This is a genomic window from Youhaiella tibetensis, from assembly GCF_008000755.1.
Taxonomy (GTDB): Bacteria; Pseudomonadota; Alphaproteobacteria; order Rhizobiales; family Devosiaceae; genus Paradevosia; species Paradevosia tibetensis.
Genome location: NZ_CP041690.1, coordinates 4158914 through 4184679 on the forward strand (window position 1 = coordinate 4158914; position 25766 = coordinate 4184679).

The window sequence follows — 25766 nt, forward strand, 5'->3', positions numbered from 1 at the left end:
GCGGGGAAGCGGCAAGCCGCCCCGCGCCTCGTTCGGCAAGGATCAGAACTCGGACCAGTCCGTATCGACGGCCGCGTTCCCCTGCGTGAGATAGGCCTTGGCGGCCGACGCTACGCGCTTCTGGAGGCCCTTGATGCCCGTGGCGGGCGCCGCGGCCTTGGCCGGAGCCGCCGCCTTGGCCGCAACTGCCGCCGGGCGGCGGACCGCCGCGCCGGGCTCGACGGTAAACACATCCACGACGCGGTCGAGTTCGCGCGCCTGGGATTCGGTCTGCTCGATGGCCGCGTTGATCTCTTCGACCAGCGCGGCATTGTGCTGGGTCATCTCGTCCATCTGGCGGACGGCGGTGTTGACCTCTTCGATGGCCGACGCCTGCTCGCGGCTTTCGCGGGCAATGCCATCCATGAGGCTGTTATTGGCGCGCGCCGCCTCGAGCATGGACGACAGGCGCTGCGCGGCATCGGAAACCAGCTTGGAGCCGGCAAACACCTCGCTCGAGCTTTGCTCGATGAGCACCTTGACCTCGGACGAGGCTTCGGCGGCGGACTGCGCCAGACGACGCACTTCCACGGCCACCACGGCAAAGCCCTTGCCCGCCTCGCCCGCCCGCGCCGCTTCGACCGAGGCGTTGAGGGCGAGCAGATTGGTCTGGAAGGCGATGTCGTCGATGAGCCCGATGATGTTGGAGATCTTGGACGAAGAGGCGGTGATCTTGCCCATGGCGTCGGTCGCCCTGGCCATCACCTCCCCGCCTTCCTCTGCGGTGCGCGTCACTTCCCCGGCATTGACGCTGGCATTGCGGGCGCGCTCGGCATTCTGGAGCACGGTGGTCGCCAGCTGCTCCATGGCCGCCGAGGTTTCCTCGATGGTTGCGGCCTGGCGCGTGGTACGCTCGGAAAGGTCATTGGCGCCCGAAAGGATTTCCCCGGTCGCGGTCTTGAGGGTACCCGAGGTGGAACGCAGCTGGCCCACGATCTCGGTCAGCTTGTCGGCGACGGCATTGGTGTCGTCCTTGAGCTTTTTGAGCGAGCCCGAATAGTCGCCGCGCATGCGCTGGGTGAGGTTGGTATTGGCGAGCGCCGAAAGCACCTCGCCCGTCTCCCCGATACCGCGATCGACGGTGCCGACGAGATTGTTGACGGAGTCGGCGAGATTGTTGAGCTCGGCATCGGGGAACTCGACCTCGACGCGCTTGGAGAAATCGCCGGCGACGGCGGCATCCACGACGTTGCCGAAGGCCTCCTGGAGCTGGCGCATCATCTCGGCGCGGTCGCGCTGGTTGGCGACGATGCGCTGCGCCTCCGCCTCGGTCATCTGCGCGACCTTCTGGCCGTTCTCGCGGAAGACCTCGACGGCGCGCGCCATCTCGCCGATCTCGTCACGGCGCACGGTGCCCTCGATGGTGACGTCGTAATTGCCCTCGGCGACGGTGAGAATGCCCGAGTTGAGCTTGCCGAGCGGACGGGTGATCGAGCGCACCATGAAGAAGCCGAGCACCAGCAGGCCGCCGGTGATGACCAGCGTGATGCCGCCCGAGACGATCGCCGCCTCGTTGAAGATCTGCTGCACGGTGGTCATGAGCACGCCCGAGGCGATCACCCAGCCCCAGGGCTTGAAGGCCTGGGCATAGGTGGTCTTGTCCAGATAGGTGCCTTCCGGGCTCTTCCAGGCATAATCGACATAGGTCGAGCCATTGGCCTTGGCCTCGTCGATCATCTGCTTCATGTAGAGCTTGCCGTTCCCGTCCGTGGTCTTCTCGCGGTTGGTGCCGATCTTCTCGGGCTGGATGGGATGGAGCTGGTTGATGTAGTCGAAGCTATCAACGAACACATATTCGCCGCCCTGGTAGCGCAGGGCCATCAACGCTTGCTTGGCGTAGGTCTTGGCCTCTTCCTCGGTCATCTCGCCGCGCTGGGAGCGGTCGTAATAGTCCTGCACCAGGCTGGCCGCGGTCTGCACCACGCTCTGGATCTCGGTGTGCTTGAAGCTGGTCAGGTTGGATTTGAGGTCGCCGAGCTGGTAGACGACGATGCCGAGCAGACCGATGGTGAAGATGGCTAAGAGGGTATAGAGCCTGCGGGCGATGCTGGCCGTGAAGAACGCGAACACTTGTGTCTCCTCCTGGAGATGTTGCGGGACGGATTGGGGTTGCGTGTCAAAAGGTTCGAAAGAAAGTCGTGACAGCGAAGCCCTGCGCGGAAGAACTGCGCGGCTTTTCCCTGGTCGCAAACATCACAGGTGAACGTGGACAATAGTCGCGTCCGAAAACAATTGCGTTGCGGTACGAAAAATGTACCGCGACCCGGCGGATAATTGCCGGGCTGAATTCACAAATGCACGCATGCGATTAAGACTTGGTGAAGGATAGTCCCTGCAACCGCTTTGGATAAGGCGGTCAAACAAAAAGGGCGCCGCACGGGCGCCCTTTCGTTCCTGATGAAGAGATCGTCAGGCCGCGCGTCGCACCGCCGACTGGCCCGGCCGCATCTGGCCGGCATTTTCGCCGAGGCTGAAGACGTCCACCACCCGATCGAGCTCAGAGGCCTGGGCCTCGGTCTGCTCGATGGCGGCATTGGTCTGTTCGACGAGCGCCGCGTTGTGCTGGGTCATCTCGTCCATCTGGCGGATGGCCGTGGTCACCTCATCGATCGCCGAAGCCTGCTCGCGGCTGGCCCGGGCGATGGAATCGAGCGCGGCATTGTTGTCGCGCACACCCGCCAGCATCTGCTGGAGCTTCTCGGCGGCCTCGGCCACGAGCTTGGAGCCGCCCTTGACCTCGTCGGCGCTCTGCTCGATGAGGTCCTTGACCTCGGCGGAGGCCTGCGCCGCCGACTGGGCCAGGCGCCGCACTTCCACGGCCACGACGGCAAAGCCCTTACCCGCATCCCCTGCCCGCGCCGCCTCGACCGAGGCGTTGAGAGCCAGCAGGTTCGTCTGGAACGCGATGTCGTCGATCATGCCGATGATATTGGAGATCTTGGACGAGGAGGCGCTGATGCGCTCCATGGCGTCGTTGGCCTGGCCCATGACCTGGCCGCCTTCCTCGGCGCTGCGGGCGACGCTCGAAGCCTTGCGGCTGGCTTCGCCGGCATCCTCGGCATTGCGGGCCACGGTCGAGGCCAGCTGCTCGATAGCCGCCGAAGTCTCTTCGATGGTTGCCGCCTGCTTGGTGGTGCGCTCGGAAAGATCGTTGGCGCCCGAGAGGATTTCGCCCGTTGCGGTCTTGAGCGCCTGCGAGGTCACCTTGAGCTGCCCGACGATCTCGGTGAGCTTGTCTGCCACCGCGTTGGTGTCGTCGCGCAGCCGCGCGAAGGCGCCGTTGTAATGGCCTTCGACGCGATGGGTGAGATCGGTCTGCGCCAGGGCGCCGAGCACGTCGCCGGTTTCCGACAGGCCCCGGTCGACCGTCGAGACCAGGTTGTTGATCGAGGACGCGATGGCGTTGAGTTCGGCGTCGGGGAAGCTGGTATCCACCCGCCGGGTGAAGTCGCCCTCGACAGCGGCATCCACGACATTGCCGAAGGCATCACGCAGTTCGCCCATCATGCGGGTGCGCGCTTCCTTGTCGGCGATGATGCGCACCGCTTCCGCCTCGGTCATCTGCGCGACCTTGAGCCCGTTCTCGCGGAAGACTTCCACAGCGCGGGCCATGGCGCCCAGTTCGTTGCGCGAGTGCAGATAGGGGATCTCGGTCTCGAAATCGCCTTCCGCCACCTTGGCCATCGACTTGGCGAGGCGCGGGATCGGCCGGGTGATGAGGAGCGAGGCGAAGTAGCCCAGAATGCCCAGGGCCACGACCACGATGCCGCCCACGCCCAGCAGAAGCATGACGATGCCGTTGATGGTGTCCTGGATCAGCGCCACGCGCTTGCCCACGAAGAGCACGCCGGCGAGGTCGCCGTTCTCCTTGACCACCGGCTGATAGGCGGTGAAGTAGGCTTCGCCCTGGATGGTCTGTTGCTCGACCACCGGCGTGCCGGCGGCGAGCGCCGCATAGAGCGGGCCGGCCGGGTCCATGGTCTGCTCGAGCGCGGGCGTACCGTCGGCGTTCTTCATGGACGTGGTCTTGACCGCCAGCGCCTTGGTGTCGCGATCGAAGATATAGAGGCTGGCCTCGCCGCCTGTGACGCGCGCGATGCCTTCCATAAGGATATTGTCGAAGAACGGCATGATGGCCCAGACCTGCACCTTGGTCAGCGCGCCGTCATCGGCCCATTCGAGCTTGGAGCCGGAAATGGCTCCCGAAAATACCGTGGCGGCCGTCTTCATGGCGGTCACCTGATCGCTCTTGCCCTGCGCCGTCAGGCTTGCCGAAATGCTGGCATAGAGCCCGATCGACACCGCGGTGATCGAAATGAGAATACCGGAAATGACGAGTGCCGAGATCATCAGCCGCAGGCTGATATTGCCGAAAAAGGCGGAAACTCTTTTCATTATGTCCCCCAGCGCTTTGATGGGCTCCTGCCCAGCGTGGAGGCGAACGGTAAAGCTGGAGTCTTAAACTGGCGTTACGGTAAAGCCCTGATCGGCTTTACACTTTTTGGCCTGAAAACGAAAAAGGCGCCGTTGCGGGCGCCTTGCTCGGGACCGGTTTCGATAGTCGAAACTAGTGGATGTGCGCCTCGTCGATCTGACCGGCTTCCATCATCAGGTTCATCCAGCCCGAAACCAGTTCCTGGGCGAAGGACTTGTCCTCGAAGGACTCGGCGCGGGCGAGCTGCTCCTGGGCATCGGCCAGGGCCTTCTCGATCGCGGCACGGTCGAAATCGGCAAAGCTCGACGCTTCCTCGGCGAGGATCGTCAGGCCCTCGGGCGAGACGTCGGCGAAGCCGCCGCGGACGTAGAAGGTTCGGTTGGTGCCGTCAGCGCGCACCACGGTGATGAAACCGGGCTTGAGCGTGGTCATGAGCGGCGCGTGGTCGCCCAGCACCGTGAAATAGCCATCGGCGCCCGGAACGGCGACGGAGCGCGCATCCTCGGCCAGGATCAGCTTTTCGGGCGAGACGATTTCGATGTGGATGCCTTCGGCCATAACCTTTTTCCCCAAAGCGGCGGGCGGTCGAAGGAAGGCCCGGCGATGCCGGACCCTCCGAAGTTGAGTGCGAAGCGCGAAGCTTAGGCGGCCTGGGCAGCCAGCTTCTGGGCCTTCTTGACGGCGTCCTCGATGGTGCCGACCATGTAGAAGGCAGCTTCGGGCAGGTGGTCGTACTCGCCGTTCACCAGGCCCTTGAAGCCCTTGATGGTGTCTTCGAGCTGGACGAACACGCCGGGCGAGCCGGTGAAGACTTCGGCCACGTCGAACGGCTGGCTCATGAAGCGCTCGATCTTGCGGGCGCGCGCCACGGTGAGCTTGTCCTCTTCGGAGAGTTCATCCATGCCAAGGATGGCGATGATGTCCTGGAGGGCCTTGTACTTCTGAAGGATTTCCTGAACCTGGCGGGCAACCTGGTAGTGCTCCTCGCCAACCACCTGCGGATCGAGAATACGCGAGGTCGATCCAAGCGGATCCACGGCCGGGTAGATGCCCTTTTCCGAGATCGAGCGGTCGAGAACCGTGGTGGCGTCAAGGTGCGCGAACGAAGTCGCCGGCGCCGGGTCGGTCAGATCGTCGGCCGGCACGTACACGGCCTGCACCGAGGTGATCGAGCCCTTGGACGTGGTGGTGATGCGCTCCTGGAGAGCACCCATGTCCGTGGCCAGGGTCGGCTGGTAGCCCACGGCCGAAGGAATACGGCCGAGCAGAGCCGACATCTCGGCGCCTGCCTGGGTGAAGCGGAAGATGTTGTCCACGAAGAACAGCACGTCCTGGCCCTGGTCGCGGAAGTGCTCGGCGACGGTCAGGCCCGTCAGAGCAACGCGGGCACGGGCTCCCGGGGGCTCGTTCATCTGGCCGAACACGAGGGCGCACTTGGAGCCAGCGGCAGAGCCGTTGTTCTCGTGCGGGTCCTTGTTCACGCCCGATTCGATCATTTCGTGGTAGAGGTCGTTCCCCTCGCGGGTACGCTCACCGACGCCGGCGAACACGGAGTAACCACCGTGGGCCTTGGCGATGTTGTTGATGAGCTCCTGGATGAGCACGGTCTTGCCCACGCCGGCGCCGCCGAAGAGGCCAATCTTGCCACCGCGCGAATAGGGAGCGATGAGGTCCACGACCTTGATGCCGGTGACCAGAACCTGGGCTTCCGGGTTCTGCTCGACGAAGGACGGGGCGTCCTGGTGGATACCGCGCTTGGCATCGGCATTGACCGGGCCGGCTTCGTCGATCGGCTCGCCGATCACGTTCATGATGCGGCCCAGGGTGGCATCGCCGACCGGAACCGAGATCGCTTCACCGGTGTCCGTCACTTCGGCGCCGCGGACCAGACCTTCGGTGGTGTCCATGGCGATGGTGCGAACGGTGTTCTCGCCCAGGTGCTGGGCGACTTCGAGCACCAGGCGCGAGCCGTTGTTGGTGGTTTCAAGCGCGTTGAGAATCGCGGGCAGGTGGTCGTCGAACGTAACGTCGACGACGGCGCCGATGACCTGGGAAACGCGACCGGCCTTTTTCTCTGCCATCTGTTGGTCCTCGCTAAGCTGTTAGAGCGCTTCCGCGCCCGAAATGATTTCGATGAGTTCTTTGGTGATCTGCGCCTGGCGCTGACGATTGTAGGAAAGCTGAAGCTTCCGGATCATCTCGCCGGCGTTGCGGGTCGCGTTGTCCATGGCGCTCATCTGGGCGCCGTAGAAGGAAGCCCCGTTCTCGAGCAGCGCGCGATAGATCTGCATGGAGATATTGCGCGGCAGGAGATCGTTGAGGATCGCTTCTTCGCTCGGCTCGTATTCGTACGAGAGCGCGGAGGCATCGGCCTCGGTCTCCTCGAACTTGGCCGGGATGAGCTGCTGGGCGGTCGGGACCTGCGCGATCACCGACACGAACTTGGAAAAGAACAGGGTCGCCACGTCGAACTCGCCGGCGGCGAACATGGAGAGCACCTTCTCCCCGATCGCCTGGGCGTTCGAGAAGCCGACCTTCTTGACGTCGCGCAGCGTGATGTACTCGACGATGTTGCCGGCGAACTGGCGCTTGAGGATATCCTGCCCCTTGCGGCCGACAGTCAGGATCTTGACCGTCTTGCCCTGGGCGAGCAGCTGCTGGGCGTGATCGCGGGCAAGGCGCGCGATGGCCGAGTTGAAAGCGCCGGCCAGGCCGCGCTCGCCGGTGGCAACCACCAGCAGGTGCACCTGGTCCTTGCCGGTACCGGCCAGCAGGATCGGGGCGCCGGCGCGGCCTTCATAGGCAGCGCCGAGGCCGGCCAGAACCTTGCTCATGCGCTCGGCATAGGGACGCGCAGCCTCTGCAGCTTCCTGGGCGCGACGGAGCTTGGCCGCCGCGACCATCTGCATGGCCTTGGTGATCTTCTGGGTCGACTTGACCGAGGTGATCCGGTTCTTAAGGTCCTTTAGCGAAGGCATAAGCCAAGGCTCTCCTTATTGGGCCGCTGTCGGTCTTAGGCGACGTAGGTCTTCTTGATCGCGTCGAGCGCGGCCTTGAGCTGGGCGCGCAGGTCGTCGCTCAGCGCCTTTTCCTTGGCGATCGTGGCCAGGAGGTCGGCATACTTGGAGCGCAGGGTCGACAGGACCGTCTTTTCGAAATCACCCACCTTGTTGACCGGAAGGTCGTCGAGGTAGCCGTTCACGCCCGCGAAGATGACCGCGACTTCTTCTTCGGTCTTGAGCGGGGAGAACTGCGGCTGCTTGAGGAGCTCGGTGAGGCGCGCACCACGGTTCAGCAGGCGCTGCGTGGCAGCGTCGAGGTCCGAACCGAACTGGGCGAAGGCGGCCATTTCGCGATATTGCGAAAGCTCGCCCTTGATCGAGCCGGCAACCTGCTTCATCGCCTTGACCTGGGCCGCCGAGCCCACGCGGGACACCGAGATACCGACGTTCACGGCCGGACGGATACCCTGGAAGAAGAGGTTGGTCTCAAGGAAGATCTGGCCGTCGGTGATCGAGATCACGTTGGTCGGAATATAGGCCGACACGTCGTTGGCCTGGGTTTCGATAACCGGCAGAGCCGTGAGCGAACCCGAACCATGGTCCTCGTTGAGCTTTGCAGCGCGCTCGAGCAGGCGGGAGTGCAGGTAGAACACGTCGCCCGGGTAAGCTTCGCGGCCCGGCGGACGGCGCAGCAGCAGCGAGAGCTGACGGTAGGCCACGGCCTGCTTGGTCAGGTCGTCATAGGCGATAACGGCATGCATGCCATTGTCACGGAACCACTCGCCGATGGCGCAGCCGGTGAAGGGCGCGATGTACTGGAGCGGAGCAGCTTCCGAGGCGGTCGCGGCCACGACCACGGAATATTCCATGGCGCCCGATTCTTCGAGCTGACGCACGAACTGGGCGACGGTCGAACGCTTCTGGCCGACGGCGACATAGATGCAGTAGAGCTTTTCCGTCTCGGAAGCATTGGCGGCGTGGGCCGGCTTCTGGTTGAGGAAGGTGTCCAGGATCACGGCGGTCTTGCCGGTCTGGCGGTCGCCGATGATGAGCTCGCGCTGGCCGCGACCGATCGGGATCAGGGCGTCGATGGCCTTCAGGCCCGTCGACATCGGCTCGTGCACGGACTTGCGCGGCAGGATGCCCGGGGCCTTGACGTCGACGCGGCGACGCTCGGTGTGGACGATCGGACCCTTGCCATCGATCGGGTTGCCCAGACCGTCGACAACGCGGCCGAGCAGGCCCTTGCCGACCGGGGTATCCACGATCGAGCCGGTCCGCTTGACGGTGTCGCCTTCCTTGATGGCCCGGTCATTGCCGAAGATCACGACGCCGACATTGTCGGTTTCGAGGTTGAGCGCCATGCCCTTGATGCCGCCCGGGAACTCGACGAGCTCACCGGCCTGCACGTTGTCGAGGCCATAGACGCGGGCAATGCCGTCGCCGACCGACAGAACCTGACCGACTTCGGAGACTTCAGCTTCCTGGCCGAAATTCTTGATCTGGTCCTTGAGGATGGCGGAAACTTCCGCGGCCTTGATATCCATTACCCGACCTCTTTCATGGCGATCTTCATCGCAGTCAATTTGGTTTTGAGAGAAGAATCGATCATCTGCGAGCCGACCTTGACCACAAGGCCGCCGATCAGAGACGGATCGACAAATTCGGTGAGCATGACGGTCTTGCCGAGCTTGCCCTTGAGCGTCTCGGCCAGGCTTGCCAGCTGGTCCTTCGTGAGGGCCGAAGCGGAAGTCACTTCAGCGGAAACTTCGCCGCGCGACTTGGCGGCCAGCGCCTTGAACTCGGCGATGATCGCCGGCACCGCGAAGAGGCGCCCGTTGCGGGCCACCACGCGCAGCGCATTGGCGACGGTCTTGTCGAGCGAGGCCTTGTTGAGCAGCTCGTCGAGCGCCGTGGCCTTTTCGTCGGTGGTGATGACGGGGGAGCGGAGGAACCGCTGGAAATCCTGGCTCTCGCCGATCAGCTTGGAGACCGCATCGAGCCCCGCTTCTACGGCAGGAACAGTGCCTTCGCTGCTGGCGAGATCAAAAAGCGCGGAGGCGTAAGGCCTCGCAATGTGCACAAGTACCGAATTCTGCGCGCTCAAACTCGCATCACCCTCTTGTTTTCGCCCCAACCTGTCCACGCGCGAACGACGCGGAGTTCAGTACATCGAACCGGGCGGTCGTTGACGCTTGGACGTGTCGAATGGACAGGGCTACCCGCGAGCCCCTTGAAATTCGCGCCCCCTCTAACACAAGGTTTGAGCCCCGCGCAAGGCTCGCAGACCGGATTCCGACGCCGTCAATTGTCGCAGTACACAAGGCTTTCGCCAACGTGTGGACAATGCTCGGGGATTCCCGGATTTGCCGGCCTGGCGATCAGAAAAAACTCTGCGGGTCGATATCGACCTGGACCCTCAGATTCCCGGTGGGCCGCTCGGCATTGCCGAGCCAGAACCGCACATAGCCGGAAAGGTCGAAATCCTTGGCGCTCTGGGCCAGGAGCCGGACGCGGTGGCGTCCGCGCACCATGGCCACCGGCGCATCGGCCGGGCCGAAGAGGCGCAGGTCCTCGGCCATGGGCGCCGCGGCCAGCAGGCGCCTGGCGAAATTGAAGGCGTCGTCATGCTCGTTGGCCGAGACGATCAGCGCCGCCAGCCGCCCGAACGGGGGCAATTGCCCGTCGCGGCGAACCTTGAGCTCATGCTGGTAGAAGGCCTCCCGGTCCGACCTGACCATGGCCTCCATCACCGGGTGGGTGGGATGATAGGTCTGCAGGAACGCCTTGCCCGCCCGCGCGGCGCGCCCGGCCCGGCCGGTGACCTGGGTCAGGATCTGGAAGGTCTTTTCGGCGGCGCGCGGATCGCCATGGGCGAGCCCGAGATCGGCGTCGAGCACGCCGACAAGCGTCAACTTTTCGAAATGATGGCCCTTGGCCACGAGCTGGGTGCCGATGACCAGATCGTATTCGCCCTTCTCGATCTCGGTGAAGCGGTCGCGCAATTGCGCATTGGACCCCATGTCCGAGGAGAGGATCACCCGCCGCGCATCGGGAAAGCGCGCCGCCGCCTCTTCGGCCACGCGCTCGATGCCCGGCCCGATCGGCACGAGCGAATCCACCGACCCGCATTCCCCGCAGGCCTTGGGCACCTTCTGCTCATGCCCGCAATGATGGCACATGAGCACGCCGCGGAAGCGGTGTTCCACCAGCCACGCCGAGCAGTCGGGACACTGATACTGATGCCCGCAGGCGCGGCAGAGGGTGAGCGGGGCATAGCCGCGCCGGTTGAGGAAGAGCAGCGCCTGCTCGCCCCTGTCGAGCGTGGCGAAGATCTCGCGGGCGAGGCGCGGGGCGATCCACGAACCCTTTTCGGGCCCCTCCTCGCGCATGTCGAGCGCGGTGATGTCCGGGAGCTGCGCGGCGGCGAACCGGCTCTCGAGCTTCACATGCAGGTATTTGCCGGTATCGGCATTGTTGCGCGATTCGACCGAGGGCGTCGCCGAGGAGAGGATGACGCGGGCCTGCGAGAGCGAGCCGCGCACCACCGCCATGTCGCGGGCGTGGTAATTGACCCCGTCCGACTGCTTGAAGGCCCCGTCATGCTCTTCGTCGAGCACGATCATGCCCAGCTCGTGGAACGGCAGGAACAGCGCCGAGCGCGCCCCGACCACCGCGCGCACCTGCCCTGTGAGCACGCCGCGCCAGGTGCGGGCGCGCTGCACCGGGGTCATGTCCGAATGCCACTCGGCCGGCCGGGTGCCGAAGCGCCGGGTGAAGCGTTCGAGGAAGGTGTGGGTCAGCGCGATTTCGGGCAAGAGGATCAGCGCCTGCCGCCCGGCCTCGAGCGTATCGGCCACCGCCTCGAAGAAGACCTCGGTCTTGCCGCCGCCGGTGACGCCGTCGAGCAGGGCCACGCCGAATTTATGGGGATCGAGGCTGCGGATCTGGTCCATCGCCGCCTGCTGCTCGGTGCTGAGCCTTGGCCGCGCCGCATCCGGATCTGGCGGCAGGGCAATGGGCGGGGGCGGAATTTCGATGCGCTCGAGCGCCCCGGCCTTTTCGAGCCCTTCCACCACCGAGGGCGAAACGCCCGAGGCGCCGACAATGGCGGCCTTGGCCCAGGCGAGGCCATCGGCCACGACATCCATGACGCGCAGCCGCGCATCGGTCATGCGCTCGGGCTCGTGCCCGGTCTTGCGGAAGGCGGTGATCGGCCGCTCGGCCTCGAGCGCCTCGGTCGAGCGCAGCACGGCCCGCAGCACGGCGCCGGGCGCGGCCAGGGTATAGCGGGAGACCCATTCCACGAGGCGCAGCAGCTCTTCGGAGAGCGGCGGGACGTCGTAGACGCGGGCGATATCCTTGAGGCGATTATGGGCAAAATTGTCCTTGGGCTGCCCCCAGACCACCCCGAGCGTCAGCCGCCCGATCAGCGGCACCGCCACGATCGAGCCACGCGTCACCGTCATCCCCGCCGGCACCCGGTAGGAATAGGGGCCCTCGACGGAGACCGAGACCATGACGGCGACGATGTCGGGAGAATCTTCCAATTGCCTGTCCACGCGATGAGGCTAGAGCCTAGAGCACAAAGAGGGAACAGGAGCCAAGGGGTTTGTGCACACGAGAAGGGGAGCGGATGGAGGGGGGTGAGAGGGAGAGAGCACCCCAAGTGTCTCCTTCCCGGCGAAGGTGGGGCAGACACCCGGGCCAGGAACCGGGAACCGGGCAAGGGAGAAGCGTGGCGCCGGTCAGCACTTTGCTAAGCACTGCCCGCTAGGCTTGCCCCATGCCCAACACCGCCTTCACCGTCGACGCTTTCCTCAACGATCAGCTCGCGCGCTGGCAGCGCGACCTTGTGGCGGTGCGGCGCCTGGCGCCCAAGACGCTCGAGGCCTATCAGCGCGACCTTGGCCAGTTCCTCGATTTTCTTTCCGGCCATGCCGGCGGCGAGGTGACGCTGACCACGCTCAGAGAGCTGCGCGCCGCCGATATCCGCGCTTTCATGGCCAGCCGGCGCGGCGAGGAGGTGAGCTCGCGCTCGCTGGCCCGCGCGCTCTCGGCGATGAAATCGTTCTTCGCCTTTCTCGAGCGCGAAGGAGTGATGGCGACCGAAGCCTTCAACGCCATCAGGACGCCCAAGATCGGCAGGTCGCTGCCCAAGGCCCTCACCGTCATCGAGGCCAAGCGCACCATCTCGACCACCGCCGAACTCGAGGAGCGCCCCTGGATCGCGGCGCGCGACATGGCGGTGCTCTCGCTATGCTACGGCACGGGCCTGCGTATTTCCGAAGCCCTGGCGCTCACGCCCGCCGACCTCGATTCGGATACGCTGCGCGTCACCGGCAAGGGCGGCAGGACGCGGATGGTGCCGCTGATCGCCCCGGTGCGGCGCGCCATCGACGCTTATCTGGAAATCTGCCCCTTCGGGCTCGACCCGGGCGAGCCGCTGTTTCGCGGCGCCAAGGGCGGCGTGCTGTCGCCGCGCCTCGTCCAGATGCGGGTGGCGCAATTGCGCGGCGCGCTGGGCCTGCCGCCCTCGGCGACGCCCCATGCCCTGCGCCATTCCTTCGCCACGCACCTGCTGGGCAAGGGCGGCGACCTGCGCGCCATCCAGGAACTGCTGGGCCACGCCTCGCTTTCGACCACCCAGATCTATACCGCCGTCGATACCGACCGGCTGCTCGAGAGCTACCACAAGGCCCATCCGCGCGCGTGAATCGCATGCTTTTCCGGGGTGCGTTTCTGGCGGGTCTTCAGTCGCCAATTTCGTTATAACATATTGATATTACTATATATTATGCCCGCATGCGTACGGCCAATCGATAAAATTTGACGAAAGTCCGGGCCCTTTTCCGGGCCTTTCGCGCCGGTGCGGCGCCGGCACCTGTGACGAACGCGCGGCAAAACGCCTTGCCGCACGCGGCGGGCGGGTGTAAGCGCTCATCGCATGCACCAGCGCGCCATTACCATTCTTGGCCTCCTCCTTCTTGGTTCCTTCCGGGAGCCGGGCCGAGCGCGCGTGTAGATAATTCGAGCGTTTCGTTTCACCGGTCCCGCCATCAGGCGCTCCGGTGACAGATGGCAGGACCACCCAACAAGCCAAGGTCTTTCATGCCATCGACAGCCTCCTCCCCGACCGCGCCATCCGCACCCGGTATCGACTATGTCGGCTATGCCCTCGCCATCGGCGGGGCGGTGCTCTTTTCCACCAAGGGCATCTTCATCAAGCTTGCCTACCAGCACGGCGTGCCCACCGAGACGGTGCTCGCCCTGCGCATGCTGGTGGCCCTGCCCGTCTACGCGGTGATCCTGGTGACGCTGCTGCGGCGCAATCCGACCCTGCGCCAGAAGCTCACCCCGTCCCTCGTGATCTCGAGCATGGCCGTGGGCATGTTGGGCTATTACGTGTCGAGCTATCTCGATTTCGCCGGGCTCAATTTCCTTTCGGCCCAGTTCGAGCGGCTGGTGCTGTTCACCTATCCCTTCTTCACCCTCATGTTCGGCGTCTGGTTCTTCGGGGATCGCATGAACTGGGGCGTGGTGCCGGGCATGGCCCTCTCCTACCTGGGCCTGCTGGTGATTTTCGGCTGGAACCTCTCCACCAATCCGGATGGCCTTTGGGTCGGCACCGGCCTGGTCCTGGCTTCCGCGCTGACCTTCGCCTTCTACCAGCACCTGGCCAAGCGGCAGATGAACCATATCGGCACCGGGCTTTTCACCTGCATCGCCATGGGCACGGCCGCCATCGCCGCCATCACCCAGAACACCCTCTGGCACGGGGTGGCGAGTTATGGCGCGCTCTCGGCCCCGGTCTGGGGTTATGGGCTGGCGCTGGGGGTCCTGGGCACGGTGGTGCCCTCGTTCCTGATGAACGGCGGCATCGCGCGCATCGGGGCCCGGGCGACCTCCTCGACCGGCGCCTTCGGCCCGCTTTTCACCATCGCCATCGCCGTAGTCGTTCTCAACGAGCCTTTTACCCTCTACCATGCCGTCGGCACGGCCTGCGTCATCCTGGGTTCGGTCTGGTTCGGCCGCGCCGATAACCGGGCCAAGGCAAAGGCCAGGACGACCCAGGCGGCGGCCGCTGCCTGATCGAGGAACCCCGGCCGAAACCGGCCGGGGCTTCTTAACGCTTGGCCAACCACATGGTTAGACAAAATACGTTTGGTGCAATCGGCCATTAACGCGTTCACGGCATGATCGCCAGGTTTCGGAACCTCATCATGTTCTACTCGGCAAGACGCAAACTACCGGCCGTGGATTACGTGTCGATCGTCCGGTCGCTCTACGCCGACCCGCGTTCGATGGCCTACGGGATGATCTGCTCGGCAATCGCTGCCGGGGTTTCAGCCTATGGCGCTTCCTCGCCCCTGCTCTACGCGATGGCCGCGATGTTCTTCATCGTGTGCGTCCTGCGCGTGCTCGACATGCAGGCTTTCGCGCGCACCACCCTGGCCTCCGACGATGCCGACGCCGCCGCCGTCTGGGAAGTGCGCATGACCATCGGCGCGGTGGTGACCGCCGCGCTCCATGGCCTTTGGTGTTTCGTTTCCCTCTGGGTCAATGACGGCGGCTTTGCCGCCTTCGCCGCCGCGGTGGTGACCATGGCCGGCGTTACCGGCATCGCCAACCGCAACTTCGCCATGGACCGGCTGATCACCCTGCAGCTGCTCTCGATCACCGTGCCGTTCGGCGCGGGCCTGCTGCTCAAGGGCGACATCTACCACGCCACCATCGCGGTGCTGCTGATCCTGTTCATGGCCGGCATCCGCCGCATGGCCAGCAATCTGCGCGAAATCCTGCTCGGGGCCGTGCACGGGCGCATGGAGGCCAACCGGCTGGCGCTCGAGCTCGACACCGCCTTGACCACCATGCCGCACGGCCTGTGCATGCTCGACGACGCCGGGCGCGTCGCCGTGGTCAACCGCCGGGCCCGCGAGCTCTTTCCCGGCCTCTCGCCCGAGCGCAGCGTCGGGCGCTATCTCTCCCAGGTCATTTCCCAGTCGCGCCGCGACGGGCTCATCTCCCCGGCCCTCGGCCGCCAGCTCATGCGCGCCGTCGCCGCCGGCATGGGGCATCGAAAAATGGTGGTAACGCTACCACCTCAATTGCGCTGCGAAATCACCATTACCTCGGGCCAGGGCCACACGGTGATCATGTTCGAGGACATCACCGAGCGCGTGCGCGCCAACGAGCGCATCAACTACATGGCGCGCTTCGATGGCCTGACGAGCCTGCCCAACCGCCATTACTTCTCCGAGGAAGTCGAGGCGAGCCTGATCCGCAAGCGCCGCGGGCGCTCGCGCGAAAACGTCATGCTCATGATGATCGACCTCGACGACTTCAAGCACGTCAACGACACCTTCGGCCATCCCGTGGGCGATGCCCTGCTGGTCGAGGCCGCCCGCCGCATCCGCTCGGTGCTCGACACCAGCGCCGTGGCCGCCCGCTTCGGCGGCGATGAATTCATCGTCTACCGCCCCACGGGGGTCACGCGCCGCTCGGTCGAGCGCGACGCCACCGCCGTCCTCGAAGTACTCAGCCAGCCCTTCTTCATCATGGACCAAGTGCTCAAGGCCCATGCCTCGATCGGCATCGTGGTGGCCAAGCCCATCGAGGACCTGGCGACCCTGCTCACCCGCGCCGACCTGGCCCTCTATGGCGCCAAGGGGAGCGGCAAGGCGCAATGGGCCCTGTTCCACGACGTGATGGACATCGACTACCGCCAGCGCCAGCGCCTCAAGAGCGACCTGCGCGAGGCCCTCGACAAGAACGAGCTCTTCCTCGTCTACCAGCCCATCGTTGACATCCGCGACCACCGCATCATCGGCTGCGAGGCCCTGGCGCGCTGGAACCACCCCGAACTCGGCCGCATCCCGCCATCGGTCTTCGTGCCCATCGCCGAGGAGATCGGCGCCATCTCGGACCTGACCCGGTTCGTGCTGACGACGGCCGCGCGCGAATGCGCCCTCTGGCCGAGCCCGCTCAAGGTGGCGGTGAACCTGTCGGCCACCGATTTCCGCACCACCGACGTCGCCGAAATGGTGCGCCAGAGCCTGGTCAAGACCGGGCTGCCGGCCAACCGGCTCGAAGTGGAAATCACCGAATCCACCCTCATCGAGGAAAAGCAGGCCGTCTCCAAGGCGCTCACGCTCCTGCGCGAACAGGGCGTCGGCGTGGCGCTCGACGATTTCGGCACCGGCTACTCGAGCCTTTCCTACCTGCACGCCCTGCCCTTCACCAAGCTCAAGATCGATCGCTCGTTCGTGGCCGACATCACCACCAGCGACCGCTCGCTCAAGCTGCTCTCCAACATCGCCAAGCTGAGCAAGGATCTCGACCTGACGGTGACCGTGGAGGGCATCGAGACCGAAGCCCAGCTCGCCGCCATCTCGCGCGCCGGCGATATCGACCAGGTCCAGGGGTTCCTCTTCGGCGTGCCGCTGCCGCGGCGCGAGATCGCCGAACTGGTCGAACGCGTCGCCTATGCCCCCGGCGATGCCTTCAAGATGCGCGCCGGAAAAGCCCTGCGCCACTAACGGCTTCCCGCCGACATTAACCATAAATTAAGAAAACCCCGCCAAGCGACTGTCGCATAGTTAAAATTTAACTCAAATTGCGACTATCACTTAGTGGGTGTGATCATGAGTTCCAACGACGCAGTGCCGCCGGTGGAGCCGCAATCGCGGTTCGCCGGAACGCTCCTGGACGTCCTCGATAAGGTCGAGTACGCCCGCATTCAACCCGAGGACGTGAACGACCCGGTCTACAAGTTGCGCTACGAGGCGTACCGGCGCGAGAACTTCCTGCCCTACAATTCCGAGGAGGTCTACACCGACCCCCTCGACCTTTCGCCCAACGCCTATACGTTCGGCGTCTTCATCGAAGGCCGCCTGGTTTCCTCGATCCGCATCCACCACATCACGCCCGATTGCCGGATCTCGCCGAGCCTGGGCGTCTACGAGGATATCCTGGGGCCCATGCTCGACCAGGGCATGACCTTTACCGACCCCACGCGCTTCACCGCCGACCACGAGGCCTCGCTCGCCTACCCGGCCCTGCCCTACCTGACGCTGCGCCTGGGCCTGATGGCCTCCGAGCATTTTTCGGTCGACTATTGCCTGCAGTCGGTGCGGCCCGAGCATGCGCCCTTCTACCGGCGCATCTTCCTGTCCCAGCCCATGGGGCCGGAGCGGACCTATGGCCAGCTGAGCTTTCCGATCGTGATGGTGGGCAGCCACGTGCCCGAGACGCTGCCGCGCATCCTGCGGCGCTTCCCGTTCTTCCTCTCGACGCGCGAGGAGCGCGAGGCGCTGTTCGCCGGGCCCGGCCGCGTCAGCTTCGGCCACAAGGTGGCGGCGACCGCCAAGCTCGAGCAGAAATTGCGGCGAGAGCAGGCCCTCGCCGCCGAATAGGCCCGGTCAGGCCTCGGGAACCCAGACCACCATCGAGTGGGTGCCCCGGTTGGCCCAGAGGTAATAGGGCAAGGCGGTGAGCGTCGCCCGCTCCTCGCGCGGCGGATCGGTGCGGTAGAGCGTCTCGTTCCAGCCGTGATTGTCGATGGCCACGGCATCGGCCGAAATGGTCACCACCGGCAGGCCCGAGAAGAGATCGGAGCGCGTCTGCGCCTTGAGCTCGGATTGCCGCGGCAGCTTGAAGCGCTGCACCGGCCCGCCCGGATTGTCGGCCCCCTCCAGGCAATAGACCAGCGGCCCGCGCTTGAGGCTGACGCGGCCGATATCCATCTTGACCGCCGGATTGGCATAGAGCCGCTCGGCGACCATCGGCAGGTCGAGTTCGATGACGTCGCCCCTGGTCCAGGTGCGGTTGATGGTGACGTAGCCGTTGACCGGCGTGAGCGTCAGCGCCTCGCCATTGACCTTGAGCGAGAACGAGCTGGCCCAGCCCGGAATGTGCAGCTTGACGTCGAACGCCCTGGGGCTCTCGGGGGAGACCTCGATTCGGACGTCGCCCGACCACGGATAGTTCGAGATTTCCCTCAGCGCCACCTCGGTGCCCGCCACCCCGACGCTGGTCGAGATGCCGCCATAGAGGTGGAAGGCCACCCCATCCTCGGCCGCCGAGACGAAATAGCCCCCCACCGAAGCCACCAGGCGCGACACGTTCATCGTGCAGCACGGGCACGTGTGCCATTCCCAGCGCGTGTCGCGCCCGTCGCTTTCGAGCGGATTGGCATAGAAATAATGGGTGCCGTCGCGCGACAGCCCCGAGAGCGCGCCGTTAAAGAGCGCGAGTTCGAGCACGTCGGCATACTTGCCGTCCAGGTCGAGATGGAGCATGCGCTGCGCCCAGAAGATCAGCGCCACCGAGGCGCAGGTCTCGGCATAGGCGGTCTCGTTGGGCAGGTCGTAGTCCCAGGTGAACCCCTCGTTATGCGCCGAGGGGCCCAGACCCGCCGTCACATACATCTTGGTGTCCATCACGTCCTTCCAGAGCACTTCGCACGCCGACTTGAGCGCGCCATCGCCCAGCTCGGCGGCGAGATCGGCCATGGCGGTATAAAGGTACATGGCGCGCACCGCGTGCCCGACGACCTTGTCCTGCTCGCGCACCGGCTTGTGCGACTGGGAATACTCGTAATTGGGGAAGACGTAGCGCTGCGTGTCGATGCCCCTGGCTTCGCGCTCCTGCCGCTCGACGTCGAAGAAGTGCGGCGGCTGCTTTCCGCGCTCGTTGATGAGGTAGGTGGCGAAATCGAGGTGCTTCCTGTCCTTGGTCAGGTGGTAGAGCTTGATCAGCGCCAGCTCGATCTCCTCGTGCCCGTCATAGCCGTGCTTCTTGCCCGGCTCGGCCCCGAACACCGAATAGATGTGGTCGAGATAGCGCTCCATGATATCGAGCCAGCGCCGCCGCCCGGTGGCCTGGAAATAGGCGACCGCGCCCTCGAGCATGTGGCCGGCATTGTAGAATTCGTGATTGTCGCGCAGGTTCGTCCAGCGCTTTTCGGGCTCGCGGCCCAGATACCAGCAATTGAGATAGCCGTCGGGCGCCTGGGCCTTCTCGAAATCGTCGACAATGGCTTCGATGCGCGCCTCGATATCGGCATCGCGCCGATGCGCCAGCGCGTAGGACGCCGCCTCGATCCACTTGCCCACGTCCGAATCCCAGAACACCTGGACGGTAAAGCCGTTGGCATGGCGCGGGAAGCGCAGCGGCGGGGGCGGCTGGGGCAGCTTGAGGGATTGGAGGATGCCGTATTCGGCCAGTTTCTTGTGCTGGCTCGGGATGGTCCTGGCCAGGACCGTATCCAGGCGCTCGCGCCAGAAATCCCCCTCCAGGCGCACATCGGGAAAATTGACCGGTGCGTATTTTCTCATTTTGCCTTCGTCTCCAAACGCGAATTCTCGGAGCGGTCCGGATCGCTCGATTGCCGGACCACCAATGTGCAGGGCAGGCGCTTGACGCCGGTGACGCGCTCGCCGGCGATCATGGCCAGCAGGCGCTCCCCCGCCTCCCGCCCGAGGGCGGGCAGGTTCATGTCGATGCTGGTGAGGGGCGGACGCGCCGCCTCGGCCATCACCAGCCAGTTGTCGAAACCCACGATCGCCACGTCCTTGGGCACGGCGATGCCGCGGTCGCGCAGCGCCTCGGCTGCTCCGCGCGCAATCTGGTCGTTGCCGCAGAACAGGGCATCGGGCGTCTCGCCCTTGCCGCTGAAGAGCTGCGCGACCGCTTCGCGCCCCCATTGCTCGGACCAGTCTCCCGTCAGGAAGTGCCCGCCCCCCAGGCCGGCCCGCTCCAGAGCGCGTTGGTAACCACGATGGCGCAGCCTTACCGCCTCGAACCGCTCGGGCCCGGTGACATGGGCGATGCGCCGCCGGCCAAGGCCGATGAGATGCTCGACCGCCAGCACCGCCCCGCCCTCGTCGTCCGGCAGCAGGCAGAGGGCGTCGGGGTCGTCGGCCTGCGAGAAGACGTAGATGACCGGGATGCCGCCCACCAGGATGGCCGGCCGCTCGTCCGAGCGCCGCGCCGTCACCACAAGGCCGTCGATGCGCTTGCCCAGGAGCTGGTCGATATGCTGCCGCTCGCGCGCCGGATCGTCAGTGGCGTTGCACATGAAGACCGCGATGCCGTGATCGGCCAGCCGCTCCTCGAGCGCCTGGATGATGGGAAAGCTGAAGCGCCCGAAACTGTCATTGGTGAGGATGCCGACCGTGCGCGAGCGCGAGCGGTGGAGGCTCTGCGCCAGATCGTTCGGCCGGTAGCCGATCTCCTTGGCCACCCGCATGACCTTCTCGCGCGTTTCCTGGCGCAGCCGGCCGCCGGCATTCATGGCCTTGGAGGCCGTGCCGATCGAGACTTCGGCGAGCCGGGCCACATCGCGGATGGTCACGCGCCGGTTGCGGCTCTGCGGATTGGGTTCGTCGGTCACGATGCTGGGCTCTCTCTACTTCACGGCGCCGTTGAGAAAGCCGGAGACGTAATACTTCTGCAAGAGCACGTAGATGAGGACGCAAGGGATGATCGAGAGCATCACCCCGGCCTGCAGCGCGCCCCAGTCGATGGCCCCCAGGCGCCCGGTGCGCACCGAGACCAGCATGATGGGGACGGTGAAGGCCGTCTCCTTGTTCATGAAGATCAGCGCCGCCAGGAACTCGTTCCAGGAAGTGATGAAGGCAAAGAGCGCCACCGTCACCATGCCCGGCACCACCAGCGGCCCGAAGATGTTGCGCAGCACCTGGAACGAGGAGGAGCCATCCATCACCGCCGCCTCCTCGAGCTCGCGCGGAATGCCCTCGAAGGAATTGCGCATGAGATAGATCGAGAAGGGCAGCTGCAGCACGGCATGGATGATGGCCAGCCCCAGATGCGAATTGGCCAGCCCCGCCTTGGCGAACATCATGTAGAGCGGCGTGAGGAGGGCCTGGTAGGGGATCATCAGCGGCGCCAGCAGCACCAGGAACAGCACTTCCTTGCCGCGGAAATTGAAGCGCGCCAGCCCGTATCCCGCCGGCACCGCCAGCACCAGGCAGAGCAGGATGGTGATGGCCGCCACCGCCAGCGAATTGCCGGCATAGGTCCACAGGCCCGCCTGGAAATCGAAGATCTTGGCGTAGTTCTCCAGGCTGATCTGGCTGGGGAGATAGACCGGCGGGGACTGGGAGGCTTCGGCCGGGGTCTTGATCGAAGCGAGAAAGGAGAGCGCGAGCGGCGCCAGCATCACCGCGATCACCGCGACGCACAGCGCCCCCACGAGATAGCGGACCTGCCGGACTTCACCGGCGACGCGGCCCGCCGCATGCTCGGCCGGCGCGATTTCGGCGGCATTGGCGATGGCGTCAGTCATTGTTGGGGCTCCGGTTGGTCAGGAACACCTGAAGGGCCGAAAAACAGAGGATGATGGCCGTCAGGATCAGCGAGAGCGCCGCCCCGTAGCCGAGCTTGAAGGAGATGAAGGAGGACTGGTAGATCCAGTAGACCGCCGTGAACGTCTGCCCGCGCGGCCCCCCTCCCGACATGATGTAGAACTGATCGAAAGCCAGCATCGAGCCGATGGCCGAGATGAGCGTGGCCAGCAGGATGGTGCGCGCCGTCAGCGGCACGAGGATCGACCACACCCGCTGCCAGGGCCCGGCGCCATCGATCATGGCGGCCTCGGTGATCTCGGTATTGATCGACTGGATGGCGGCGACGAACAGGATCATCCCGAACCCCACGACCTTCCAGGTCACCGAGATGATCACCGCCCACATCACGAGATCGGCCTTGGTGAACCAGACCATGGGCTGGCCGAGCAGGTGGACGTCAACGAGGATCTTGTTGAGCAGGCCGACCTGCTGGTCGAAGAGCCAGAACCAGAGGAGGCTGGACGATCCCAGCCCGATGACCACGGGCAGGAAGACGATGCCGCGCGTCAGTTGCGTCAGCGGCCGGTTGGGCGCCGTCAGCAGCGCCAGCGCGAAGCCCAGCCCCATCAGGATCGGCGTGATGATGATGGTGTAGCGCGCCGTGAACCAGAGCGCGCGCATGAAGGTGGGGTCGGAAAACGCCCGGGCGTAATTGGCCAGCCCCACGAATTCGCTGCCGCCCAGAAGCGAGGCGTCGGTAAGCGAAGTCTGGACGAGCTGGACGAGCGGCACGATGACGAAGGCGATCACGAAGATCAGGGCCGGGGCCATGTAGAGCAGCCCGACGCCGCCCTTGCGCGTAGCGATCATTTTGGGTCCTCCGTCAGATGCGGGGTACTGGCTCCCCTCCCGACCTCCCCCACGTGGGAGGAGGTGGAAGGGGTAGCAGCGGCCCGGTTACCCTTGGGATCGCGAACGTCTAGCCGACGCCGCGATCCCAAGGTCCGGGACACGACGTGTCAGTTGGCGGCGATCTGCTTCATGGCGTCCTTGGCGGTGGCGATGGCGCCATCGACGTCGCCGTCAAAGATTGCCGTCTGCAGCATCTGGATCCAGGGGCTGGAGTCCGAGTTCACCATGTCGTTGAAGTGGAACACCCACGGCACGTAGCCGATGCCCAGCGCCTTGGCGGTGGTGACCACGCGCGGCTCCTCGGCAAAGTACTTGTTGTCGGCCAGCGAGGGACGCGAGGGCAGGATGTTGTTCTTGGCCAGGCCCTCGAGCTGGGCCTCGTCGCTCAGTTCCCACTTGATGAACGCCTTGGCGATATCGGCATGCTTGGAGCCCTTGGGCACGGCGATCACGTCCCCGCCCACGAAGGCGGAAGCCTGGCCGTCCGCGACGCCGGGGAGGAAGCCGACGCCGAAATCGACATCGGGGGCATTGGCCTTGAGGTCCGAGATGAGGAAGCCGCCGGCGCCCTGCATGCCGATCTTGCCGGTCGAGAAATTGGCCACGAAATTGGTGCCGGTATCGGCCTCGGCGCTCTCGGGCACCAGGCCCTCGTCCCACATGGCCTTGAACTCGGTGAGCACGGTCTTGATGGCATCGCCCGTCAGGGGCTCGTCATCGGCGCTGGCCGGCAGGATCTTGGCGCCGCCCGCCACCATCATGGGCGAGGTGGTGAAGATGTTGCAGCCCGGGCAGGCGCCCGAGAAGTAGAAGCCGTAGATGTCATCGCCCAGCGCATGGATCTTGGTGGCGTATTCGTGCAGCTGCTGGATGGAGGTCGGTCCCTTTTCCGGATCGAGCCCGGCCTGGCGGAAGAGATCCTTGTTCCACACCAGGATCGAGACGTCCGGGGTGAAGCCGGCGCCGTAGATTTTGTCCTCGTAGGTGGCGATGTCCTTGTAGGCCTGGGCGACCCCGGCATAGTTCGGGTCGTCCTTGAGGTCGGCGGTGAGGTCTTCGAGGAAGCCGGCCTTCATGAAGTCGGGCATGTAGATGAGGTCGAACGAGATGAGGTCGGGCACTTCGCCCGCCTGCACGCCCGTGGCCAGCTTGGTGACCATCTGGTTGTCGGGAATGACGGTAAGCTCGAGCTTGTCCTCATGGCCCGAGTTCCACAGGTCCACCAGATGCTGGGCGGCATTGGCGCCAGAGGCGCGCACCCAGATCGAGAGCGTTTCCGCCGAGAGCGCGGGCAGGGTCGCGATGACCGAGGTGCCCAGCGCGAGCGCGAACAGTCCTAAGGCTTTTGGCAACTTCATTGGTTTCCTCCCTGGTGCCAATCGTCTTTCGCCGGGCTCCTCTTCCCGGCGGCAGCAAGCATTGAGGAAAAGCTTTTCCTGCTATTAGGTGCCGAACCGCCGCAGCAAAGGTCCGGTCATTTGGGAAAAGCTTTTCTCAGCGGGAGGATTTGTGCCGCAGTTTTCCGGCGAGCGCAAGGGGGCGGCCAGGAGTTTTTCGGGCACGGGACCGCAGCGGGTGCCCCTCGGGGCGCCATCTCCCCCGGCGCGCAGCCGGGGAAGATCGGAGGCGAGAAGGGCCCGGTCAGGCGAACGAGGCCAGCACACGCACCCAGGAGCGGATGCCGCGATGGAAGCTTTCGAGATTGTATTTCTCATTGGGGCTGTGGATGCGATCATCGATCAGCGCGAAGCCAATCATGAGCGAATCCATGTCCAGGCGCCGCCGGAATTCGCCGACCACGGGGATGGAGCCGCCCGAGCCGGTGAGCGCGGTCTCTTTGCCCCATTCCTCGCTCAGCGCCTGTTTGGCCTGGTTGAGGAACCGGCCATCGAGCGGCAGGGCGATGGCGGGGCTGCCGCCATGTTCCTTGAAGCTCACCTCGCAATCGGCCGGCACCAGCGCCTTGACGTGGGCGCGGAAGGCCTCGCGGATCTTCTTGGGATCCTGCCCGGCCACCAGCCGGAAGGAAATCTTGGCGCTGGCCCTGGCCGGGATCACGGTCTTGAAGCCTTCCCCGGTATAGCCCCCGATCATGCCGTTGATCTCGCAGGTGGGGCGGGCCCAGATCTGCTCGAGCACCGAGCGGCCCTTCTCGCCGGCCGGGATCGAGAGCCCGACATCGCCCAGGAAGGCCTTTTCGTCGAACCCGAGCGCATCCCACTGCGCCCGCAGGGAATCGGGAATGTCTTCGACCCCGTCGTAGAAACCCGGCACCGTGACGCTGCCGTCGCGCGCCCGCAGGCTCGAAATGATATCGGCCAGCACCTGGTTGGGATTGCGCGCCGCATTGCCGAACATGCCCGAATGCAGGTCCTGGCTGGCGCAGGTGATCTCGACCTCCTCGCCCACCAGCCCGCGCAGCATGGTGGTGATGGAGGGCGTCTGGGGGTCCCACATGTCTGTGTCGCAGACCAGGGCGATATCGGCCTTGAGCTCGGCCTTGGCCTCGTCGAGGAAGCCCGGCAGGCTGTGCGAACCCGATTCCTCCTCGCCCTCGAGCAGCACCGAGACCTTGACCGGCAGCTTGCCGGTGACCGCCTTCCAGGCGCGGCAGGCCTCGATGAAGGTCATGAGCTGGCCCTTGTCGTCCGAGGCGCCGCGCGCCACGATCTTGCCGTCCACCAGCTGGGGATCGAAGGGATCGCTGTTCCACAGCTCGATCGGATCGACCGGCTGCACGTCGTAGTGCCCGTAGAACAGCACGTGCGGCCCCTCGCCCTCGGCATGGCCCACGACCATCGGATAGCCCGGCGTCGGGCGCACGCCCGCGTCGAAATCGAGCTCGTGCAACTGCCCCTTGAGCCAGTCGGCCGCCTTGCGCATGTGATCGGCATAGGCCGGGTCGGTCGAGATGGAGGGAATGCGGATCAGCTCGAACAGGCGCGACAGGCTTGCATCGATATCCTTGTCCACCTGTGCCAGAACGGCATCGAGTTGGGCTTTGTCAGCCATGGCTTTGATCCTCGCTTTGTTCGTTTGGGCGTGAGATTACACATCGCCCGCACC

18 protein-coding genes are annotated in these 25766 nt (G+C 65.2%); 4 read left to right on the forward strand and 14 right to left on the reverse strand.

Going from position 1 to position 25766, the window contains the following annotated elements; genetic code table 11:
• Positions 1–42: 42 nt before the first annotated feature.
• The 8 genes from FNA67_RS20395 to FNA67_RS20430 form a co-directional block, all read right to left on the reverse strand.
• Complete coding sequence (locus tag FNA67_RS20395) at positions 43–2109, reverse strand: methyl-accepting chemotaxis protein (protein WP_170267379.1); 2067 nt, start codon at positions 2107–2109, stop codon at positions 43–45.
• A gap of 339 nt (positions 2110–2448) precedes the next feature.
• Complete coding sequence (locus FNA67_RS20400) at positions 2449–4434, reverse strand: methyl-accepting chemotaxis protein (protein ID WP_147657967.1); 1986 nt, start codon at positions 4432–4434, stop codon at positions 2449–2451.
• 172 nt (positions 4435–4606) lie between these two features.
• Entirely contained in the window at positions 4607–5032 is a 426-nt protein-coding gene (locus tag FNA67_RS20405; protein ID WP_049706902.1) for a F0F1 ATP synthase subunit epsilon, read from the reverse strand.
• 83 nt (positions 5033–5115) lie between these two features.
• Positions 5116–6555 (reverse strand): F0F1 ATP synthase subunit beta, encoded by a 1440-nt coding sequence (gene atpD / locus FNA67_RS20410; RefSeq protein WP_049706903.1) that lies wholly within the window; start codon positions 6553–6555, stop codon positions 5116–5118.
• A 21-nt stretch (positions 6556–6576) separates the two neighbouring features.
• Positions 6577–7452, reverse strand: a complete 876-nt coding sequence (locus FNA67_RS20415; RefSeq protein ID WP_049706904.1) for a F0F1 ATP synthase subunit gamma — start codon at positions 7450–7452, stop codon at positions 6577–6579.
• A 35-nt stretch (positions 7453–7487) separates the two neighbouring features.
• Positions 7488–9023, reverse strand: a complete 1536-nt coding sequence (gene atpA, locus FNA67_RS20420; protein ID WP_049706905.1) for a F0F1 ATP synthase subunit alpha — start codon at positions 9021–9023, stop codon at positions 7488–7490.
• Positions 9023–9583, reverse strand: coding sequence for a F0F1 ATP synthase subunit delta (locus FNA67_RS20425; RefSeq protein ID WP_049706906.1), 561 nt, complete (start codon positions 9581–9583; stop codon positions 9023–9025). The genes atpA and FNA67_RS20425 overlap by 1 nt, the downstream gene beginning before the upstream one ends.
• Before the next feature lie 274 nt (positions 9584–9857).
• Positions 9858–12026 carry a primosomal protein N' gene (locus FNA67_RS20430; protein ID WP_147657969.1) on the reverse strand — a complete coding sequence of 723 codons (2169 nt, stop codon included), beginning with the start codon at positions 12024–12026 and terminating at the stop codon, positions 9858–9860.
• A gap of 236 nt (positions 12027–12262) precedes the next feature.
• On the opposite strand from FNA67_RS20430, the gene FNA67_RS20435 reads away from it, so the two are divergent.
• The 4 genes from FNA67_RS20435 to FNA67_RS20450 all read left to right on the forward strand — a co-directional run bounded on the left by FNA67_RS20435 (position 12263) and on the right by FNA67_RS20450 (position 17891).
• On the forward strand, positions 12263–13192 hold the full coding sequence (locus FNA67_RS20435) for a tyrosine recombinase XerC (protein WP_147657970.1): 930 nt from the start codon (positions 12263–12265) through the stop codon (positions 13190–13192).
• Between the two features lie 395 nt (positions 13193–13587).
• Positions 13588–14568, forward strand: a complete 981-nt coding sequence (locus FNA67_RS20440; protein ID WP_170267380.1) for a DMT family transporter — start codon at positions 13588–13590, stop codon at positions 14566–14568.
• Between the two features lie 104 nt (positions 14569–14672).
• Positions 14673–17015: a putative bifunctional diguanylate cyclase/phosphodiesterase gene (locus FNA67_RS20445; protein ID WP_049706910.1), complete on the forward strand. Its 2343-nt coding sequence runs from the start codon at positions 14673–14675 to the stop codon at positions 17013–17015.
• A gap of 105 nt (positions 17016–17120) precedes the next feature.
• Positions 17121–17891, forward strand: coding sequence for an N-acyl amino acid synthase FeeM domain-containing protein (locus tag FNA67_RS20450; protein ID WP_145976822.1), 771 nt, complete (start codon positions 17121–17123; stop codon positions 17889–17891).
• Positions 17892–17897: 6 nt separating this feature from the next.
• Here FNA67_RS20450 and FNA67_RS20455 read toward each other — a convergent pair whose 3' ends face one another.
• From FNA67_RS20455 to FNA67_RS20480, 6 genes are all read right to left on the reverse strand, one after another.
• The gene (locus FNA67_RS20455; RefSeq protein WP_147657972.1) at positions 17898–19814 is read right to left on the reverse strand and encodes a glycoside hydrolase family 127 protein; all 1917 of its coding nucleotides are present in this window, start codon (positions 19812–19814) and stop codon (positions 17898–17900) included.
• Entirely contained in the window at positions 19811–20872 is a 1062-nt protein-coding gene (locus FNA67_RS20460; protein WP_244616412.1) for a LacI family DNA-binding transcriptional regulator, read from the reverse strand. Before FNA67_RS20460 ends, FNA67_RS20455 begins: the two co-directional genes overlap by 4 nt.
• A 15-nt stretch (positions 20873–20887) precedes the next feature.
• Positions 20888–21787 carry a carbohydrate ABC transporter permease gene (locus FNA67_RS20465; RefSeq protein WP_049706914.1) on the reverse strand — a complete coding sequence of 300 codons (900 nt, stop codon included), beginning with the start codon at positions 21785–21787 and terminating at the stop codon, positions 20888–20890.
• Complete coding sequence (locus tag FNA67_RS20470; RefSeq protein ID WP_049706915.1) at positions 21780–22658, reverse strand: carbohydrate ABC transporter permease; 879 nt, start codon at positions 22656–22658, stop codon at positions 21780–21782. Before FNA67_RS20470 ends, FNA67_RS20465 begins: the two co-directional genes overlap by 8 nt.
• A gap of 149 nt (positions 22659–22807) precedes the next feature.
• Positions 22808–24058 (reverse strand): ABC transporter substrate-binding protein, encoded by a 1251-nt coding sequence (locus FNA67_RS20475; protein WP_147657973.1) that lies wholly within the window; start codon positions 24056–24058, stop codon positions 22808–22810.
• A 283-nt stretch (positions 24059–24341) separates the two neighbouring features.
• Positions 24342–25712 carry a dipeptidase gene (locus FNA67_RS20480; RefSeq protein ID WP_147657974.1) on the reverse strand — a complete coding sequence of 457 codons (1371 nt, stop codon included), beginning with the start codon at positions 25710–25712 and terminating at the stop codon, positions 24342–24344.
• Positions 25713–25766 lie beyond the last annotated feature (54 nt).

What these genes read in the sequence shown, in the direction of transcription:
- atpD (WP_049706903.1), bottom strand. Translation starts at nt 6,555, where the DNA reads ATGGCAGAGAAAAAGGCCGGTCGCGTTTCCCAGGTCATCGGCGCCGTC.
- FNA67_RS20450 (WP_145976822.1), top strand. Translation starts at nt 17,121, where the DNA reads ATGAGTTCCAACGACGCAGTGCCGCCGGTGGAGCCGCAATCGCGGTTC.
- FNA67_RS20475 (WP_147657973.1), bottom strand. Translation starts at nt 24,058, where the DNA reads ATGAAGTTGCCAAAAGCCTTAGGACTGTTCGCGCTCGCGCTGGGCACC.
- FNA67_RS20455 (WP_147657972.1), bottom strand. Translation starts at nt 19,814, where the DNA reads ATGAGAAAATACGCACCGGTCAATTTTCCCGATGTGCGCCTGGAGGGG.
- FNA67_RS20400 (WP_147657967.1), bottom strand. Translation starts at nt 4,434, where the DNA reads ATGAAAAGAGTTTCCGCCTTTTTCGGCAATATCAGCCTGCGGCTGATG.
- FNA67_RS20445 (WP_049706910.1), top strand. Translation starts at nt 14,673, where the DNA reads ATGATCGCCAGGTTTCGGAACCTCATCATGTTCTACTCGGCAAGACGC.
- FNA67_RS20415 (WP_049706904.1), bottom strand. Translation starts at nt 7,452, where the DNA reads ATGCCTTCGCTAAAGGACCTTAAGAACCGGATCACCTCGGTCAAGTCG.
- FNA67_RS20480 (WP_147657974.1), bottom strand. Translation starts at nt 25,712, where the DNA reads ATGGCTGACAAAGCCCAACTCGATGCCGTTCTGGCACAGGTGGACAAG.
- FNA67_RS20465 (WP_049706914.1), bottom strand. Translation starts at nt 21,787, where the DNA reads ATGACTGACGCCATCGCCAATGCCGCCGAAATCGCGCCGGCCGAGCAT.
- FNA67_RS20440 (WP_170267380.1), top strand. Translation starts at nt 13,588, where the DNA reads ATGCCATCGACAGCCTCCTCCCCGACCGCGCCATCCGCACCCGGTATC.
- FNA67_RS20405 (WP_049706902.1), bottom strand. Translation starts at nt 5,032, where the DNA reads ATGGCCGAAGGCATCCACATCGAAATCGTCTCGCCCGAAAAGCTGATC.
- FNA67_RS20435 (WP_147657970.1), top strand. Translation starts at nt 12,263, where the DNA reads ATGCCCAACACCGCCTTCACCGTCGACGCTTTCCTCAACGATCAGCTC.
- atpA (WP_049706905.1), bottom strand. Translation starts at nt 9,023, where the DNA reads ATGGATATCAAGGCCGCGGAAGTTTCCGCCATCCTCAAGGACCAGATC.
- FNA67_RS20470 (WP_049706915.1), bottom strand. Translation starts at nt 22,658, where the DNA reads ATGATCGCTACGCGCAAGGGCGGCGTCGGGCTGCTCTACATGGCCCCG.